Here is a 16187-nt window from a genome sequence, read left to right on the forward strand (position 1 = left end):
AAACCTACGCCTGATCCGCGATTTCCTTGAAGCTTCTAGGCGGTGATCCGGTGAACCGGCTGTGGCTTGGGTGTTTGCGGGCCAGCGCCACCGTTCTTGCGGAGGGCTTAAGAGTCCCGGTTCTGGCCCGTCGCGAAGGTCTTCCACGACGGGCCGTCGGTAACCCTAAGATAGCTGACATCTCATCTTCTTGTCTGTACCCGAGTTTGTGTGGCGTACGCCACGTTTCACGACAAGTGGGATGAACGTTCAACCTCGCCCGAAAATGATTGAAGTGACGACTAAGTGACTAGATCCGCTCGATGATCGTGCCCGTCGCGAGCGCGCCACCGCAGCACATGAGGATCATCGCGGTCTGCTTGTCGGACCGTTCCAACTCGTGCAAAGCCGTTGTGATGAGCCGGGTTCCGGTGCTGCCGACCGGATGTCCGATGGCGATCGCGCCGCCGTTGACGTTCACCCGATCCAGATCCGGCTTGTGCACCGAGGCCCACGACAGCACCACGGACGCGAACGCCTCGTTGATCTCGAACAGATCGATATCGCCGATGCTCATCCCGCTGCGCTCCAGCAGGCGCTCGCACGCCTGAACCGGTCCGTCCAGGTGGAATTCGGGCTCGCCGCCCACCAGGCACTGCGAGATGATCCGCGCGCGGGGGCGCAAACCCGCTCGCTCAGCGGCCTTTTCGTCCATCAGCAGCACCGCGGAGGCGCCGTCGGAGATCTGCGAGGAGGAGCCCGCGGTGTGAATTCCGCCCTCCAGCACCGGCTTCAGCTTCGCCAGGCCCTCGCGGGTGGTGGCGCGCAGACCCTGATCGCGGCTGATATCGGCGGTCTCGCCGGTGAGGTTGCCTTCCTTATCGACCTGCGGCGCACCGACAATGGTGAGCACCTCGCGGTCGAACCGGCCCTGCTCCCACGCCTGCGCGGCCAGACGCTGTGAGCGCTCGCCCCATTCGTCGGTGTCGTCGCGAGTGATGCCGCGCCGCTTGGCAATTCGCTCGGCGGCGGTGAACTGGTCGGGCATATCGATATCCCACGACGCCGGACGGCGCGGGCCCGCGTGCGTTCCGACGTTGGCGCCCAACGGAACATGGCTCATGGACTCCAGGCCGCAGGCCATGCCGACATCGATCGCGCCGGTGGCGATCAGGCCCGCGACCAGGCCGGTGGCCTGCTGCGCGGAGCCGCACTGATTGTCGATGGTGACCGCACCGGACTGCCAGGGCAATCCGGCGTGCAGCCAAGCGGTTCTGGTGACATTGTTGGACTGTTCGCCCACCTGCATCACGCAGCCGCCGATGACCTGCTCCACCAGAGCCGGATCCAGCTCGGCCCGCTCCAGCAGGCCCTTCTGCGCCGCTCCCAGGAGTTCGGCGGCATGCAGTCCGGCCAGCCAGCCGTTGCGCTTGCCGATGGGTGTGCGCGCGGCTTCGACGATGACGGGTGTACCCACGATGGTCTTCCTTCCGGATCAGAACTGGAACAAGTTCTCTACAAGTAATGTAAGTCAGTTTCGGTTCCTTCCCTAGTCTTACCGCCTGTGCTTGAATATCGGTAGAACGTGTTTCAGTTAGTCAAAGGAGACAGCTGGTGGTGGCAGCCAATACCGCAGACGCCCAAGCCCGGCCCAACGTGCCGGACGGGTTCGACATCACCGACCCGGAGATGTGGCAGCAGCGAGTCCCGGCGGAGGAACTCGCCGAACTCCGCGAGGCCGCGCCGATCTGGTGGAATCCCAAGTCTCCCGAGACCGGCGGCTTCCAGGACGACGGCTTCTGGGTGATCAGCAAGCATGCCGACGTGAAAACCGTCTCGCGGCGTGATGACGTGTTCTCCACCTTCGAGAACACCGCCATCCCGCGCTTCCAGGACAGCATCACCCGCGAGCAGATCGAACTGCAGCGCTTCGTCCTGCTGAACAAGGACGCCCCGGAGCACACCAAGCTCCGCAAGATCATCTCCAAGGGCTTCACCCCGCGCGTCATCAACGGCCTGCGCGCCGAGCTGACCGCGCGCGCCGAATCCATCGTGCAGGCCGCGGTGGCGACCGGCGCCGGTGACTTCGTGGAGCAGGTGGCGGCCGAACTGCCGCTGCAGGCCATCGCCGAATTGATCGGCGTGCCACAGGAAGACCGCATGAAGCTCTTCAAGTGGTCCAACGATATGACCAGCTACGACGATCCGGACAGCGATGCCGATCCGGTGGTCGCCTCCACCGAGATCCTGGGCTACTCGTACCAAATGGCCGAAGCCCGCCGGGCCTGCCCGGCCGACGATATCGTCACCGAACTCATCAACGCCGATGTCGACGGTGACGCGCTGCTGCCCGAGGAATTCGGCTTCTTCGTCATGGTGCTGGCCGTGGCCGGCAACGAGACCACCCGCAATGCCACCACGCACGGGATGATCGCGTTCCTGGAGAACCCGGAGCAGTGGGAGCTCTTCAAGAAGGAGCGCCCGCGCACCGCCGTCGACGAGATCATCCGCTGGGCCACCCCGGTCAGCAGCTTCCAGCGCACCGCGCTCGAGGATGTGGAAGTCGGTGGCGTGCAGATCAAGAAGGGGCAGCGCGTGGTGCTGTCCTACCGTTCGGCCAACTTCGACGAGGAGGTGTTCGACGATCCGAACACCTTCGACATCCTGCGTGATCCGAACCCGCACCTGTCCTTCGGCGGCACCGGCGCGCACTACTGCGTCGGCGCGAACCTGGCGCGGCTGGAGATCGAGATCATCTTCAACGCCATCGCGGACTACATGCCGGACATCTCCGGACTCGGCGATCCGCAGCGCCTGCGCTCGGGCTGGCTGAACGGTGTGAAGGAATTCCAGGTCGACTACGGCACCAAACCCGGCGGCGGTTGCCCGGTAGCGCACTAGCGCGAAAAACGCTGACCTGCCCTGCCTCTCACAACTCAGGGTAGTAAGGAAAGGAGCGGGAGACTGGAATCCAGTCTCCCGCTCCTTTGTGATTCCCTGACGGGGCCTGTTGTCCCTAAACGGGTTTCATGGTCTGCATGGCGCGCTCGGTCTCCCAGAACGCACGCAGCGCGGCGATCTTGCCGTCCGGCTCCACCCGATAGGTGAAAACGCCTTCGGCATCGATGGTCTGGCCGCCCAGCGTGGTGCGGATGCGGCCGGTGTAGACCACCTCGCTGCCGCAGGCGAACGAATCATCGAAGAGGAATTCGATGGAGTCGGTCTGCGCTATCGCCTTGTCCCAGAACGCCGCGATGGCTTCCGGTCCGCGATGGCCCTTGCCCTCGGGATCGAAGAAGGACGGTCCGACCGGATCCTCCACGATGCCGTCGGGCGCGAACAGCGCGACCCAGGCGTCCTTGTCCTTGGCGCGCACCGCGGCCTGCGATGCCCGACCGGCTACCCGGGCGGGATGGTCCTCATCGGTCACGGCTGCTCACTTCCGACCACCCACATCGAGAAGTACTGCGAGCCACCGCCATACGCGTGCCCGAACGCCTTGCGGGCATTCTCCACCTGGTAGTCCCCGGCCCGGCCCATGACCTGCTTGGCGGCCTCGGCGAAGCGGATCATGCCGGACGCGCCGATCGGGTTGGAGGACAGCACGCCGCCGGACGGATTCACCGGAAGCTTTCCGCCGATGGCGGTTTCGCCCGCATCGGTGAGCTTCCAGCCCTCGCCCTCGGGCATGAAGCCCAGGTTCTCCAGCCACATGGGCTCGAACCATGAGAAGGGGACGTAGATTTCGGCCGCGTCGATCTCCTCGAGCGGGTTGGTGATTCCGGCCTGCTTCCACAGCGCGGCGGCCGCGGCCTGACCGGCCTTCGGATTCACCTGATCGCGCCCGGCGTAGGCGAGCGGTTCGGTGCGCATGGCGGTGCCGTGAATCCAGGCGACCTTCTTGCCGCGGGCTTCCACGGCCTTGGCCGAGGCCTCGTCACCGATGACGATGGCGCACGCGCCGTCCGAGGACGGGCAGGTCTCGTCGAAACGGATGGGGTCCCACAGCATTTGGGACGCCATCACCGATTCCATGGTGATATCGGCCTGCTTGAGATGCGCGAACGGATTCTTCGCGCCATTGCGGCGATCCTTCACCGCCACCATGGCGCCGATGTGCAGCGGCGCGTTGGCGCGGCGAATGTAGGCGCGCACGTGCGGGGCGAAGTAACCGCCCGCGCCCGCGCCGACCGGCATGGTGAACGGAACCGGATTCGACAGCGCCCACATGGCATTGGATTCGGACTGCTTCTCCCAGGACAGCGCGAGCACCTTGCCGTGCACGCCCGCCTGCACATGGCTGGCCGCCACCACGCCGGTGGAGCCGCCGACCGAACCGGCGGTGTGCACGCGCAGCAGCGGTTTTCCGGTGGCGCCCAGGGCATCCGACAGGAACAGCTCCGGCATCATGGAGCCCTCGAAGAAGTCGGGGGCCTTACCGATGACGACGGCGTCGATATCGGCCATGGTCAGATCGGAGTCGATCAGCGCGCGGTCGATGGCCTCGCGCAGCATGCCCGCCATCGACACATCGGACCGCTTGGTCACGTGATGGGTCTGGCCGGTGCCGAGTACGGCGGCAGGATTGGTCATGAGCGCGCCTCCAGGGTGGCAACGAGGTTCTGCTGCAGCGCGGGACCGCTACTGGCATGCGCCAGTGCGCGATTCGCGTTGCCGTTGAAGATTTCGGTGGCGGCGAAACCGATGCGCTCCAGCCCGGCCGCGAACATCGGATTGCCGGACAGCGGGCCGCCGGACGGATTGATCCGGGTATTGCCGTTCAGGCCCAGCGCCTGCGCGAGGATGAGCTCCTCGTGGCTGAACTGCGCGTGCAATTCGGCGATATCGAATTCGGCGGAGCCGCTGCCGATCGCGGCCTTGGCGGCACGCGAAGTCGATTGCGAGACAGTAAGATCGCGCGCACCCAGGATGGGGGTGTCGATGTAATGCGCGATACCGGTGAGCCAGGCCGGACGCTCCCGCAGTTCCCGTGCCTTGTCGCCGACGGCCAGCACCACCGCGGCCGCGCCATCGGTGATGGGCGCGATGTCGTGCGCGCGGAACGGATTCGCCACATACTCGGCGGCCAAAAGCTTTTCGACATCGGATTCGGTGCGCGCGGTGGCGCTGCCGCCCTTGGCCGCGGCATGCACGGCATTGCGTGCGGCCACCTCGGCCATATCGCGCTCGGTCCAGCGACCGGCGTCGATACCGGCGCGGGCCTGCAATCCGGCCATCGATACCGCGTCCGGGCCCAGCGGGGCCACCAGGTACGGATCGGTCTGCAGCGTCAGCACCTGGCGCAGCGTGCCCGCCGATGCCTTGCCGAAGCCGTACACCAGCGCGGTCTCGGCCTGTCCGGTGCGCAGTTTCACCCACGCCTCGTACAGCGCCCAGGCCGCGTCCATCTCGACGTGCGATTCGTTGATCGGCGGCACCGCGCCGATGGAGTCGATCGCGGAGATGAACGAGAAGGCGCGTCCCGCAAGGTAATCCGAGGAGCCCGAGCACCAGAAATCGATATCGGACTTGGTGATGCCGAGCTGGGCGTACAGCTCGGTGAAGCACGGCGCGAGCATTTCCACGCCATTGGTGGTGCCGAAGGTCTCCGGCACGTGCGGCGCGTGGGCGAACCCCACCACCGCGATGTCAGTAACGTTGCCGCTCAAAGTAATTCAGCGCCTCTCTACAGGTGGTGCGCGAACGAGTCGTATTCGGCGTCGGGTTCGCCGGTGGGCCGGAAGTGATCGATATTGGCCATCGACAGGCCCCACTCCTCGCGCGGCTTCCACACGGCCTCGACCCGCATGCCCATCCGCACATCGCTCGCCTCCACGCCGAGCACCAGGTGCAGGAACGGGATGTCGGTGCCGTCGAGCAGCACGTACGCGGCCACATACGGGGGCTTGAGGCGCTGACCCATGAACGGCACGTTCACGATGCAGAACGTGGTGACGATGCCCTTATCGGACACCTCGACGAAATCGTCGGTCGGCTCGCCGGTGCGCGGGTCCGCGCCACGCGGCGGGAAGTACACCTTGCCGTCGAGCTGGGCGCGCGCACCGAGCAGCTTGCCCTCGGTCAGTCCCTTCAGGAAGACCGCTTCCTGCGGTGCGGCGGTGTGCTTGAACGACAGGTCGATCGGGGTGATGATGCCCGTCACCGGCTCGGCGTCATCGCTGGAATCGGCCGGCGCGGTGGAGGTTTCACCCGGTTCGAACGCCACGATGTCGTGGATGTCGCCGGTTCGCTCGGCGGCCCAGCGCGCCCGCACCCGCATACCGGTGGAGATATCGGCCGCGGCGGCCACATCCACGGCGTGCAGCAGGGCGGTATCGGCACCGTCCAGCTTGATGAGCGCGTAGGCGAACGGGCGGTCGAAGGGCTGACCGGAGACCGGTTCGGCCACCCAGCTCCACGACTGCACGGTGCCCACATCGGCCACGTCGACGAATTCGGTCAGGGCATCCGCGGTGATCGGATCGAATTCCGCGGGCGGCACGAGTACGCGCCCATCGGAACCGCGCACCCCGACGACCCGTCCGGCACGCAATCCGGTGAGGAAGCGTCCGATGGTCGGTCCGGTGGAGCGGGTGTAGTCGAACTTCATCACCAGCGGTGCTGCGAGTACTTCGGTGTTCCCCAGAGTCACGCGATCGAGTAGAACAGGTTCTAATGATGGTGGCAAGAGCCCACATGGGAAGGGAACGGGACATGCGCTTTGGGTTGCAACTCGGATACTGGGGCGCGCAGCCGCCCGCCAATACCGCGGAGTTGGTGGCGGCCGCCGAGGAGACCGGATTCGACGCCGTCTTCACCGCCGAATCCTGGGGGTCGGACGCCTACACCCCACTCGCCTGGCTCGGCCCGAGCACCAGCCGCGTCCGCCTGGGCACCTCGGTGGTGCAGATGTCCGCGCGCACCCCGACCGCGACCGCCATGGCCGCGCTGACCCTGGACCACCTCAGCGGCGGACGGCACATCCTCGGACTCGGCGTCTCCGGTCCGCAGGTCGTCGAGGGCTGGTACGGGCAGTCGTTTGCCAAGCCGTTGCAGCGCACCCGCGAATACGTGTCGGTGATCCGCCAGGTGCTCGAGCGCGAGGGCAAGGTGACCAACGACGGGCCCAGCTACCCGCTGCCGTACAACGGCGCGAACGCCACCGGCTTCGGCAAACCGCTCAAGTCGATCACGCATCCGCTGCGCAAGGATCTGCCCATCTGGCTGGGTGCGGAAGGTCCGAAGAACGTCGCGCTGACCGCCGAGATCGCGGACGGCTGGCTGGCCATCTACTACACCCCGCGGCTGGCCGATATGTACAACGAGTGGCTGGACGAGGGTTTCGCGCGCGCGGGTGCCCGGCGTTCGCGGGAGGACTTCGAGATCGCCGCGACCGCGCAGGTCATCCTGACCGATGACACCAAGGCGGAACTGGATCGGCTGCGGCCGTTCCTGGCGCTGTACATCGGCGGTATGGGCGCGGAGGACATGAACTTCCACGCCGAGGTGTACCGCCGCATGGGCTACGGCGAACAGGTCGAGGAGATCACCCGGCTGTTCCGCACCGGCCGCAAAGACGAAGCGGCGGCGGCGGTTCCGGACGAGCTGATCCTGGACACCACGATCATCGGCGATGAGGCGCATGTGCGCGAACAGCTGAAGGTGTGGGAGAAGGCGGGCGTCACCATGCTGCTCGTCGGCGTGCACAGCGTGGAGCAGTTCGAGCGCCTGAAGCCGTTCATCGAGTCGTAGAACCAGTTCTAGATTGGCGAACCGCCCGCCGCGTCCCCCTTGGGGCTGCGGCCGGGCGGTTTCCCATTTGTCCTATTCCTTTTAGGCATCCCGGGCCGGTAGGCTGTGGCGGGGGCCACACCGCATTTGTCCGGTGAGCGGGAAATCGCACCTTGCAACTCACGAGAACACGTTCTATTTTCATCCTGTGAGCTACAACATAGCGGACCTTGTCGAGCACGCCATCGATCTGATGCCGGAGCGAGTAGCTCTGGTCGACAACGATAGGGAATTCACCTACGCCGAGTTCGAGAAGCGTTGCAACCAGCTGGGCCATTACCTGCAGGAACAGGGCGTCAAGCCCGGTGACAAGGTAGGCATCTACGCGCGTAACACCATTGAGGCCGTCGAGGCCATGGTGGCGATCTTCAAGATCCGCGCGGTGGTCATCAACGTGAACTACCGGTACGTCGAGAACGAGTTGCAGTACATCTTCGAGAACTCGGACATGGTCGCGCTCATCGCCGAACGTCGCTACAGCGAGCGCATCGGCAATGTGCTGCCCAAGGTCCCGGCCATCAAGACCGTGCTGACCATCGAGGACGGCACCGATCTGCCCGCCCCCGCGGGTGCGGTCGAATACGAGACGGCCCTGGCGGGCAGCTCGGATGTGCGCGACTTCGGCGATCGTTCGGCCGATGACATCTTCATGCTCTACACCGGCGGCACCACCGGCCTGCCCAAGGGCGTCATGTGGCGGCACGAGGACTGGTGGCGCGTGCTCGGCGGCGGCATCAACTTCGTCACCGGCGTCGCCATCGAGGACGAATGGCAGCAGGCCAAGGTCGGCGCGGGCAACGGGCAGCTGAACCGCTTCCCCATTCCGCCGCTGATCCACGGTGGTTCGCAGACCGCGGTGTTCCACAGCCTCTTCGACGGCGGCAAGGCCGTCATGCTGCCCGAGTTCAGCGGGCACGGCGTCTGGCAGGCCATCGACAAGCACAACATCAACCTAATCTTCATCACCGGTGACGCCATGGCGCGCCCGATGCTGGACGCGCTGAAGGCGGGTAATCCGGAAACCGGTGAGCCGTACCAGCATTCGCAGCTGTGGGCGCTGGCCTCGAGCGCCGCGCTGTTCTCGCCCGCGCTCAAGGACGAGTACCTCGAGTTGCTCACCACCACCATGATCACCGACTCCATCGGCTCCTCGGAGACCGGTTTCGGTGGCCTGTCGGTGGCCAGCAAGGGCGCCACCCACACCGGTGGCCCGCGCGTGAAGATCGACGCCTCCACCAAGGTCATCGATGACGAGGGCAATGAGATCGAGGCGGGCTCGGGCAAGACCGGCCTGATCGCGCGCACCGGGCATATTCCGCTGGGCTACTACAACGACCCGGTCAAGACCGCGGCTACGTTCAAGGAGTACAACGGGATTCGCTATTCCATCCCGGGCGACTTCGCCCGGGTGGAGGAGGACGGCAGCGTCACCATGCTCGGGCGTGGTTCGGTGTCCATCAACTCCGGCGGCGAGAAGATCTACCCCGAAGAGGTCGAGGGCGCGCTCAAGGCGCATCCGGAGATCTTCGACGCGCTCGTGGTCGGTGTGCCGGATGAGCGCTGGGGACAGCGCGTCGTCGCGGTCGTGCAGTGCCGCAGCGAGAATCGGCCCACCCTGGAGGATCTGCGCCCGGTGCTGACACAGGAGATCTCCTCCTACAAGATGCCGCGCAGCCTGTGGTACGTGGACGAGATCAAGCGCTCGCCGGCGGGCAAGCCCGATTACAAGTGGGCGCAGGCGCAGACCGAGGCCCGCGAGGCGGACAATCACGCGCACGCTCCGAGCACCAAGTAATCGCGCCGCCGCGGTAGCCGCGAGTTACTGCTGAGGCTCCTGCGCCCGCCTGTTGCGAAACAGGCGGGCGCAGGCAATTTCGGGGTGTTCTTCTTGTCGGTGCCCTGTGCCAGAGTGTTGGTCATGAGCGAGACAGGCGGCGGATCCACCACGATCACCGACGATGTACTGCGGTCCTTCGAAGGTCATCGGCGTGAGTTGTGCGCCTACGCCTATCGAATGCTCGGGTCGTCGTTCGAGGCCGAGGACGCGGTACAGGAAACCTTCACCAGGGCGTGGAAGTCGTACGACTCGTTCGAGGGTCGTTCGAGCGTCCGCTCCTGGCTCTACAAGATCACCACCAATGTCTGTCTGGACATGCTCGACGGTCCGCAGCGCCGCGCTCGGCCGATGGACCTCACCGGAGCGAGCACACCGGACACCCCGCTGCCCCCGCCGGAGCCGGATTACGTATGGGTGGAACCGATTCCGAACGGTCTCGCCTTCGGCGCGGACCCGGCCGAGGCCGCCAGCGCCAAGGACACGCTGCGCCTGGCGTTCGTGGCCGCGGTGCAGCATCTGCCCGCCACCCAGCGCGCCATCCTGATCATGCGCGAGGTGCTGCGCTTCTCCGCCAATGAGACCGCGGACATGCTCAATGTCTCCCCGGCCTCGGTGAACAGCGCCCTACAGCGCGCCCGCGCCACCATGACCAAGGCGCAGGAGGTGTCCACCGTCTCGGACGTCTTCGACGAATCCGATGAACGGCAGCGCAAACTCGTCGACGATTTCGTGGCCGCGTTCGAGTCCTATGACATGGCCGCGCTCACCGAATTGCTGAAAGCCGATGTGGCACTGTCGATGCCGCCGTTCTCGCTGTGGGTCTCCGGTCCCGAGAATGTCGCGCAGTTCATGCTCACCACCGGTTCGGCGTGCCGCGATTCCCGGATGATTCCGCTCGGTGCCAACGGCATGCCCGCCTTCGGTCACTACAAGCCCAGTGCCGACGAACCGGGTGTCTGGGTGCCCTGGTCCATCACTGTGCTGGAACTGGACGGCGATCGCATCGCGGGGCTCAACTTCTTCTTGGATACCGACCGCCTGTTCCCGCTTTTCGGACTTGCGCCGGAACTGCGGTAGAACTGTTCTCCGTCGCCGCGTAGGTGGATGCGCCGGGGTGGTCCGGCGTGAACGCGACGACATGCGTGAACGGCCCGCTGGGAGAAATCCCGGCGGGCCGTTCGCATTTCGAATGAGCAGGGTCAGTGCGCGCCGGGGTAGGCCATGTGGAAGGGCTCCCACTGGTGGCCGTCCGGATCGAGGAAGGTACGGCCGTGCATGCCGACCTGAGCTTCCTGGGCGCGCTTATCCGCATTGACCTCCTCGGTACCGCCGGAGGCGAGGGCGGCCTCCACCAGGGTGTCGACTTCCTCCGGACTGTTGAGGGAGATGGCGTAGAGGGCGTTCACGGTGGCGCCGGGATCGCCGACGGGCCGGGTGCTGAAGGTGGTGAAGAAGTCCCGGGTCAGCAGCATGGCGCAGATATTGTCGTCGATGACGATGCAGGCGGCGTTCTCGTCGGTGAAGTCCTGATTGACCTTCCAGCCCAGCGCCTCGTAGAAGTTCTTGGATCGCTCCAGGTCGGCTACGGGGAGATTGATGAAGATCATCTTGCTGGCCATGGTGATTCGTCCTCTCATCCGCAAACGCCTTGCGGGTCCAATGGGGTCATTGGTGAGGACGAGACGCGGGTGGAAAACTCATCGGTGCGGTGGCACTGTGGTCTGTGACACATCATTTGTCGATCGGGAAGTCGGCGACCCGCCCAGCGTGACAGAGTGGCGGGCAGGAGGTGCCTGATGAAGCACAGCTACCTGGTTGCCCTCACCGGCAGCGGCGGAACCGTACCGCCGGAGCTCGGTGTGGTGCGCAGGCTGGTCGAGCGCGGGCATCGGGTCACCGTGCTCGCCGAGGAATCGCTGGCCGCGGAGGTGACGGCCACCGGTGCGCGGCTGCGATCGCGCGCGGGGAGCGGATTCGCCCGCGATACCGCCGCCGAAATCGATTCCGAGCGACCGGATCTGGTACTCGCCTCCTACTTCGCGTTCGGGGCCATGGTGGCCGCGCAGGCGCGGGAATTACCGTTCATGGCACTCATACCGGGCATTTATCCGCTGCCGGTGGAGGGCGGGCCGCCGCCCGGCACCGGATTCGGCCGCGCCGGGGGACCGGTGGGGCGCTGGCGAGATCGACTGGTCGGATCCATGGTGCAGCGCCGCTGGGATCAGGAACTGCTGCCGCAATTGAACGCGCTGCGCGCGGATTTCGGGCTGGAGCGGCTCGCGCACTATCAGGATCAGGTGCAGCTGGCGCATCGGCAGCTCGTATTGTCCAGTGAGGTATTCGATTTCGCGGCACAGCGGCCGGATACGGTGCGCTATGTCGGCGCCATTCTGGATGATCCGACTTGGGCCCGGGACGCCGAATGGACGGTGCCCGAAGGCAATGAGCCGCTGGTGCTCGTCTCGCTCTCCAGTACCGATCAGGGTCAGGCCGAATGCCTGCAGCGAATTGCCGACGCGCTCGGGAAGCTGCCGGTGCGCGGTGTCATGACCACCGGCCCAGCCGTACCCGTCACCGCGATCTGCCCGCCGCCGAATGTGACCGTGCTGTCCTGCGCCCCGCATCACGAGCTCATGCGGCACGCGAGCCTGGTGGTCACGCACGGCGGGCACGGCACCCTGCTCAAATCGTTCGCCGCCGACCTACCCGTGGTGCTGCTCCCGCACGGCCGCGATCACGCCGACAATGCCGCCCGGGTGCGCTCGCATCACGCCGGAATCACGTTGCCGCGCACCGCGACCGCGCAGCAGATCGGCACCGCCGTCCGCAAGGCGCTGCGCACGCCGGCGCACTATCGGGCCGCCGCCGAACTCGGCCGGGTGCTGCGCCGCGATGCCATGAGCGATCTGCTGATGAACGAGCTCGAACCCGCGGCCGATCACCCCGACCCGATCTTCGCCGCGAGCGCGTCCACCCGGGCGGGTCACTGGCACCCCGACTCCAACCACGAACTCGAATCCTGAGCGTTTTCCGGCGGGTATGTGCGGTTGATCCGGTTTACGGTGATCGGCATGGATTACCTGGCCCTGCTCTGCGCGAAGCTCACCGAATTCGGCGATCTCATCACGCCGGACACCGACCTCGCCACCCCGGTGCCGACCTGCGGTGACTGGACGTTCTACGACCTCGCCGATCACCTGGGCCAGGGCAATCTCTGGGTGGTGACCGCCGTGACCGAACTGCGCGGTGACCACCAGGGTGATCCGGCTCCGAAAGACGCTGTCGCGCTGCGCGAATGGTATGACGAGACCGCCGACGCCATCGCCGCCTCGCTCGCCGCCGATCCGGCGAACGAAGCCTGGACCTTCACCCGCTCCATGCCCCGCACCGTCGGCTTCTGGCGTCGCCGCCGCGCCCTGGAAACCCTCATGCACCTGTGGGACGGCCAGAACGCCTTCGGCAAAGCGGTTCCCTTCGACACCGATCTGGCCGTGGACGGCATCAACGAGGTCTTCGAACTCTTCGCCCCGCGCATGATCCAGCGCGGCCTGGCCACCGAACCCGAAGTGGCGCTGCGCCTGCGCGCGACGGATATCGCCGAGAGCTGGATCTACGGCCCGGGTGAACCGGTCGCCGAAATCGCCGCTCCCGCTTCGGATCTGCTGCTCGCGCTGTGGCAGCGCCTGCCCGCGTCCGACCCGGCCCTGACCTGGGGTGGCGACCGCATCGCGGGCGAGCGTGTACTCGCGGGACCGCTCGTGCCCTGACCCGTGTGGCGGGAGTGCTTACGGAAAAGGGCGGCGGCACCGGAAGGTGCCGCCGCCCTTGATCTTTCGGTGCGGGCGGGTGCCCGCGGGTTGATCAGCCGGCCGGTGTGGCGAGGATGCCGCCGAGGGCGCGCAGGTGATCGGTGGCGCCGCCGAGGGCGAATTCATTGTGCTTGGCGGCGGTGAAGTACTGGTTCACGATGTGGTCGCGGTCGATGCCGACGCCGCCGTGTACGTGCACCACGGTGTGGGCGACGCGGTGGCCCGCATCGGCGGCCCAGAACTTGGCGGTGTGGATTTCGGCGGTGGCGGGCAGGCCCTCGGCGAGCAGCCAGGCGGCCTGCTGCACCGCGAGGCGTACACCCTGGATGTCGATGTAGGCATCCGAAAGCCGTTGCGCCACAGCCTGGAAGCTGCCGATCTTGCGGTTGAACTGCTCCCGCTCGCGGGCGTAGTCGGCGACCAGCTCGAGGCCCTTCTCGACGACGCCGAGCTGGGTGGCGGCCAGGCCGAGCCAGGCGCGCTCGAGCAGCCAGTTCAGAATGTCCGCGCCCTGCTCCAGGGTGCCGACCAATTCCGCCGGGGTGGCGGTGAATTCGACCTCGGCCTCGGGGGAGCGGTCGGTGACGATCTGATCCTCGATGCGCACCGAGGCGTGCGAGGGGTCGACCAGGAAGACGGCGGGGGAGCCGTCGACACTGGCGGACACCAGGATTCGCGCCGCCTGGCGGGCGAAGGGCACCGTGGTCTTGAAGCCGGTGAGCTGCCAGCCGTCATTGTCGGCCGCCGTGGTGACCGGCTTGGCCAGTTCCCAGTTGCGCTCTTCGCTCAGCGCGGCGGTGAGGATGACCTCGCCGCTCGCGGCCTGCGCGGCCAGCGCGCGCTGGTCATCCGAGCCGAATGCGGCGAGCGCGCCCGCGCCCAGCACGATCGACCACAGGTACGGCACCGGCGCGACGGATTTGCCGATCTCGCGCAGGATGGCGGTCTGCTCCAGTACGCCGAAATCGCTGCCGCCCACCGTTTCCGGGAGCGCCGCGGCCAGCACGCCGGTCTCGGCGAGTGAGCTCCACAGCGTGTCGTCGAAGCGCACCACCGGATTTCCGGCGGCGTCGGTGTTCTTGTCGAGCTCGCGCAGCCGGTCGGCGGTGACGAGCTTGCCGGTGACCTCGGCGGTGAGGCGGGCCAGATCCTGCTGCGCCTCGGTAAGGGTGAAATCCATGATGGTTACCTAGGTTTCGATTAGCGCGCGGCGGCGGGCTGCTTGAGGGCGGTCATGGCGATGATGTCACGCTGCACCTCGTTGGTGCCGCCGCCGAAGGTCAGGATCAGGCAGGCGCGGTGCATGCGCTCCAGGCGTCCGCGCAGCTGCGAACCGGCGGAGTCCTGGCGCAGGTAGGCCTGCGGGCCGAGGATCTCCATCAGCGCGCGGTAGGCCTCGGTGGCCAGTTCGGTGCCGTACACCTTGGTCGCGGAGGCGTCCCAAGGCCGCGGCGCGGCATCGCCGCCCTGATCGGCGCGCGAGGCGATCTCCCAGTTGGTGAGCTTGAGGTATTCCACCTTGGAGTGGATGCGCGCGAGCGCGATCTGCACCCATTCCTGGTCGATGACGCGGGAACCGTTGGCGGTCTTGGTGTTCCGAGCCCATTCCAGGGTCTGCGCGACCGCGAGCGCGAGCGGCGCGGCGGAGGTCAGCGCGACGCGCTCGTGATTGAGCTGATTGGTGACCAGCGACCAGCCGCCGTTCTCCGGGCCGACCATATCGGAGTGCTTGATCCGCACATCCTGGTAGTAGGTGGCGGAGGTGTCCGGTCCGGCCATGGTGTGCACCGGCGTCCAGGAGAAGCCCTCGGCCGTGGTCGGCATGATGAACATCGAAATGCCCTTGTGCTTCTTGGCATTCGGATCGGTGCGGGCCGCGAGCCAGACGTAGTCGGCGTACGCGATGAGCGAGGTCCACATCTTCTGCCCGTTGACGATCCACTCGTCGCCGTCACGCACGGCGGAGGTGCGCAGCGAGGCCAGGTCGGTGCCCGCGCCCGGCTCGGAGTAGCCGATGGCGAAGTGCAGCTGGCCGGCGGCGATCTTGGGCAGGAAGAACTTCTTCTGCTCCTCGGTGCCGTAATGCATGATGGTCGGCGCGACGGAGTTGATGGTCAGGAACGGCACCGGGGCGCCCGCGATGGCGGCCTCATCGGTGAAGATCAGCTGATCCATGGTGGAGCGGTCCTGGCCGCCGTACTGCTTGGGCCAGCCCAGGGCGAGCCAGCCGTCGCGGCCCATCTCCTCGACGACCTCGCGGTAGACATTGCCTTCGCCGTACTCGCCGGTCGTGGCCGAGAGCGCCTCCCGGCGTTCGGGAGTGATCAGACGGGCGAAATACTCACGCAGTTCAGCGCGCAGCTGTTCCTGTTGCGGCGTGTATGCGATCCGCATAGCGATACCTCTAGCTTCGTTTCCGGGTTGAGCCGATCATTGCACAGCAGGTGAAACATGTTCCAGTATTAGGTCGTGTAAGGACGCACTTCCTACCCCGGCCGGGGTGCGGGTTGTTAGGCTCGGCGCACTGTTTTGGCAAAGGAGTTGGCTATGAAGGTCACTGTTGATCTCGACCAGTGCGAGGCGAACGGTATCTGTGTCGGAATCGCCCCCGACGTCTTTGAACTCGATGATGACGACGTTCTGCACATCGTCGGCGCGGAGGTTCCGGCCGGTGATGAGGAAGATGTGCGCACCGCGGTCGCGCAGTGCCCCAAGGCCGCGCTGAAGCTGCTCTGAACCCAGCCTTGCTCGCCGGGTGTAACACGTTCTAG

General features: G+C 66.3%; 15 protein-coding genes. 7 read left to right on the forward strand and 8 right to left on the reverse strand.

Annotated elements, in window-relative coordinates; all coding sequences use genetic code 11:
* Positions 1-289: 289 nt before the first annotated feature.
* Positions 290-1456 (reverse strand): steroid 3-ketoacyl-CoA thiolase, encoded by a 1167-nt coding sequence (locus ACFC0O_RS27210; RefSeq protein ID WP_364637838.1) that lies wholly within the window; start codon positions 1454-1456, stop codon positions 290-292.
* A 212-nt stretch (positions 1457-1668) separates the two neighbouring features.
* On the opposite strand from ACFC0O_RS27210, the gene ACFC0O_RS27215 reads away from it, so the two are divergent.
* Positions 1669-2880, forward strand: coding sequence for a cytochrome P450 (locus tag ACFC0O_RS27215; protein WP_375963882.1), 1212 nt, complete (start codon positions 1669-1671; stop codon positions 2878-2880).
* 115 nt (positions 2881-2995) lie between these two features.
* Here ACFC0O_RS27215 and ACFC0O_RS27220 read toward each other — a convergent pair whose 3' ends face one another.
* The 4 genes from ACFC0O_RS27220 to ACFC0O_RS27235 are packed head-to-tail and all read right to left on the reverse strand — an operon-like array spanning position 2996 to position 6631.
* Complete coding sequence (locus ACFC0O_RS27220; RefSeq protein WP_364637840.1) at positions 2996-3409, reverse strand: nuclear transport factor 2 family protein; 414 nt, start codon at positions 3407-3409, stop codon at positions 2996-2998.
* Positions 3406-4572 carry a thiolase domain-containing protein gene (locus ACFC0O_RS27225; RefSeq protein ID WP_364637842.1) on the reverse strand — a complete coding sequence of 389 codons (1167 nt, stop codon included), beginning with the start codon at positions 4570-4572 and terminating at the stop codon, positions 3406-3408. Before ACFC0O_RS27225 ends, ACFC0O_RS27220 begins: the two co-directional genes overlap by 4 nt.
* Positions 4569-5648, reverse strand: coding sequence for a thiolase domain-containing protein (locus ACFC0O_RS27230; protein WP_375962530.1), 1080 nt, complete (start codon positions 5646-5648; stop codon positions 4569-4571). Before ACFC0O_RS27230 ends, ACFC0O_RS27225 begins: the two co-directional genes overlap by 4 nt.
* Positions 5649-5665: 17 nt before the next feature.
* Positions 5666-6631 carry a Zn-ribbon domain-containing OB-fold protein gene (locus ACFC0O_RS27235; RefSeq protein WP_375962533.1) on the reverse strand — a complete coding sequence of 322 codons (966 nt, stop codon included), beginning with the start codon at positions 6629-6631 and terminating at the stop codon, positions 5666-5668.
* A 62-nt stretch (positions 6632-6693) separates the two neighbouring features.
* Here ACFC0O_RS27235 and ACFC0O_RS27240 point away from each other — a divergent pair, with 62 nt between their 5' ends.
* The 3 genes from ACFC0O_RS27240 to ACFC0O_RS27250 all read left to right on the forward strand — a co-directional run bounded on the left by ACFC0O_RS27240 (position 6694) and on the right by ACFC0O_RS27250 (position 10684).
* Positions 6694-7731, forward strand: a complete 1038-nt coding sequence (locus ACFC0O_RS27240; protein ID WP_375962536.1) for an LLM class F420-dependent oxidoreductase — start codon at positions 6694-6696, stop codon at positions 7729-7731.
* 187 nt (positions 7732-7918) lie between these two features.
* A complete protein-coding gene (locus ACFC0O_RS27245; protein WP_375962539.1) occupies positions 7919-9565 on the forward strand; it encodes an acyl-CoA synthetase in 1647 nt (548 codons plus the stop codon).
* Between the two features lie 123 nt (positions 9566-9688).
* Complete coding sequence (locus ACFC0O_RS27250) at positions 9689-10684, forward strand: sigma-70 family RNA polymerase sigma factor (RefSeq protein WP_375962542.1); 996 nt, start codon at positions 9689-9691, stop codon at positions 10682-10684.
* Between the two features lie 122 nt (positions 10685-10806).
* Here ACFC0O_RS27250 and ACFC0O_RS27255 read toward each other — a convergent pair whose 3' ends face one another.
* A complete protein-coding gene (locus ACFC0O_RS27255; RefSeq protein ID WP_375962544.1) occupies positions 10807-11244 on the reverse strand; it encodes a VOC family protein in 438 nt (145 codons plus the stop codon).
* A gap of 159 nt (positions 11245-11403) precedes the next feature.
* Between ACFC0O_RS27255 and ACFC0O_RS27260 the strand changes: the two genes are divergently transcribed.
* Together ACFC0O_RS27260 and ACFC0O_RS27265 are read left to right on the forward strand one after the other, a co-directional pair.
* Positions 11404-12630, forward strand: coding sequence for a glycosyltransferase (locus tag ACFC0O_RS27260; RefSeq protein ID WP_375962546.1), 1227 nt, complete (start codon positions 11404-11406; stop codon positions 12628-12630).
* A 48-nt stretch (positions 12631-12678) separates the two neighbouring features.
* Positions 12679-13374: a maleylpyruvate isomerase family mycothiol-dependent enzyme gene (locus ACFC0O_RS27265; RefSeq protein WP_375962548.1), complete on the forward strand. Its 696-nt coding sequence runs from the start codon at positions 12679-12681 to the stop codon at positions 13372-13374.
* Between the two features lie 94 nt (positions 13375-13468).
* Here the strand turns inward: ACFC0O_RS27265 and ACFC0O_RS27270 are convergent, their stop codons facing one another.
* Together ACFC0O_RS27270 and ACFC0O_RS27275 are read right to left on the reverse strand one after the other, a co-directional pair.
* Positions 13469-14596, reverse strand: coding sequence for an acyl-CoA dehydrogenase family protein (locus tag ACFC0O_RS27270; RefSeq protein ID WP_375962550.1), 1128 nt, complete (start codon positions 14594-14596; stop codon positions 13469-13471).
* A gap of 20 nt (positions 14597-14616) precedes the next feature.
* Complete coding sequence (locus ACFC0O_RS27275; RefSeq protein WP_364637860.1) at positions 14617-15810, reverse strand: acyl-CoA dehydrogenase family protein; 1194 nt, start codon at positions 15808-15810, stop codon at positions 14617-14619.
* A gap of 153 nt (positions 15811-15963) precedes the next feature.
* Here ACFC0O_RS27275 and ACFC0O_RS27280 point away from each other — a divergent pair, with 153 nt between their 5' ends.
* On the forward strand, positions 15964-16152 hold the full coding sequence (locus tag ACFC0O_RS27280) for a ferredoxin (protein WP_364637862.1): 189 nt from the start codon (positions 15964-15966) through the stop codon (positions 16150-16152).
* The last annotated feature ends 35 nt before the right edge of the window (positions 16153-16187 follow it).

Source organism: Nocardia sp. NPDC056100 (assembly GCF_042266325.1).
Classification (GTDB): Bacteria; Actinomycetota; Actinomycetes; order Mycobacteriales; family Mycobacteriaceae; genus Nocardia.

What these genes read in the sequence shown, in the direction of transcription:
- ACFC0O_RS27215 (WP_375963882.1), top strand. Translation starts at nt 1,669, where the DNA reads ATGTGGCAGCAGCGAGTCCCGGCGGAGGAACTCGCCGAACTCCGCGAG.
- ACFC0O_RS27225 (WP_364637842.1), bottom strand. Translation starts at nt 4,572, where the DNA reads ATGACCAATCCTGCCGCCGTACTCGGCACCGGCCAGACCCATCACGTG.
- ACFC0O_RS27240 (WP_375962536.1), top strand. Translation starts at nt 6,694, where the DNA reads ATGCGCTTTGGGTTGCAACTCGGATACTGGGGCGCGCAGCCGCCCGCC.
- ACFC0O_RS27250 (WP_375962542.1), top strand. Translation starts at nt 9,689, where the DNA reads ATGAGCGAGACAGGCGGCGGATCCACCACGATCACCGACGATGTACTG.
- ACFC0O_RS27255 (WP_375962544.1), bottom strand. Translation starts at nt 11,244, where the DNA reads ATGAGAGGACGAATCACCATGGCCAGCAAGATGATCTTCATCAATCTC.
- ACFC0O_RS27260 (WP_375962546.1), top strand. Translation starts at nt 11,404, where the DNA reads ATGAAGCACAGCTACCTGGTTGCCCTCACCGGCAGCGGCGGAACCGTA.
- ACFC0O_RS27265 (WP_375962548.1), top strand. Translation starts at nt 12,679, where the DNA reads ATGGATTACCTGGCCCTGCTCTGCGCGAAGCTCACCGAATTCGGCGAT.
- ACFC0O_RS27270 (WP_375962550.1), bottom strand. Translation starts at nt 14,596, where the DNA reads ATGGATTTCACCCTTACCGAGGCGCAGCAGGATCTGGCCCGCCTCACC.
- ACFC0O_RS27275 (WP_364637860.1), bottom strand. Translation starts at nt 15,810, where the DNA reads ATGCGGATCGCATACACGCCGCAACAGGAACAGCTGCGCGCTGAACTG.
- ACFC0O_RS27280 (WP_364637862.1), top strand. Translation starts at nt 15,964, where the DNA reads ATGAAGGTCACTGTTGATCTCGACCAGTGCGAGGCGAACGGTATCTGT.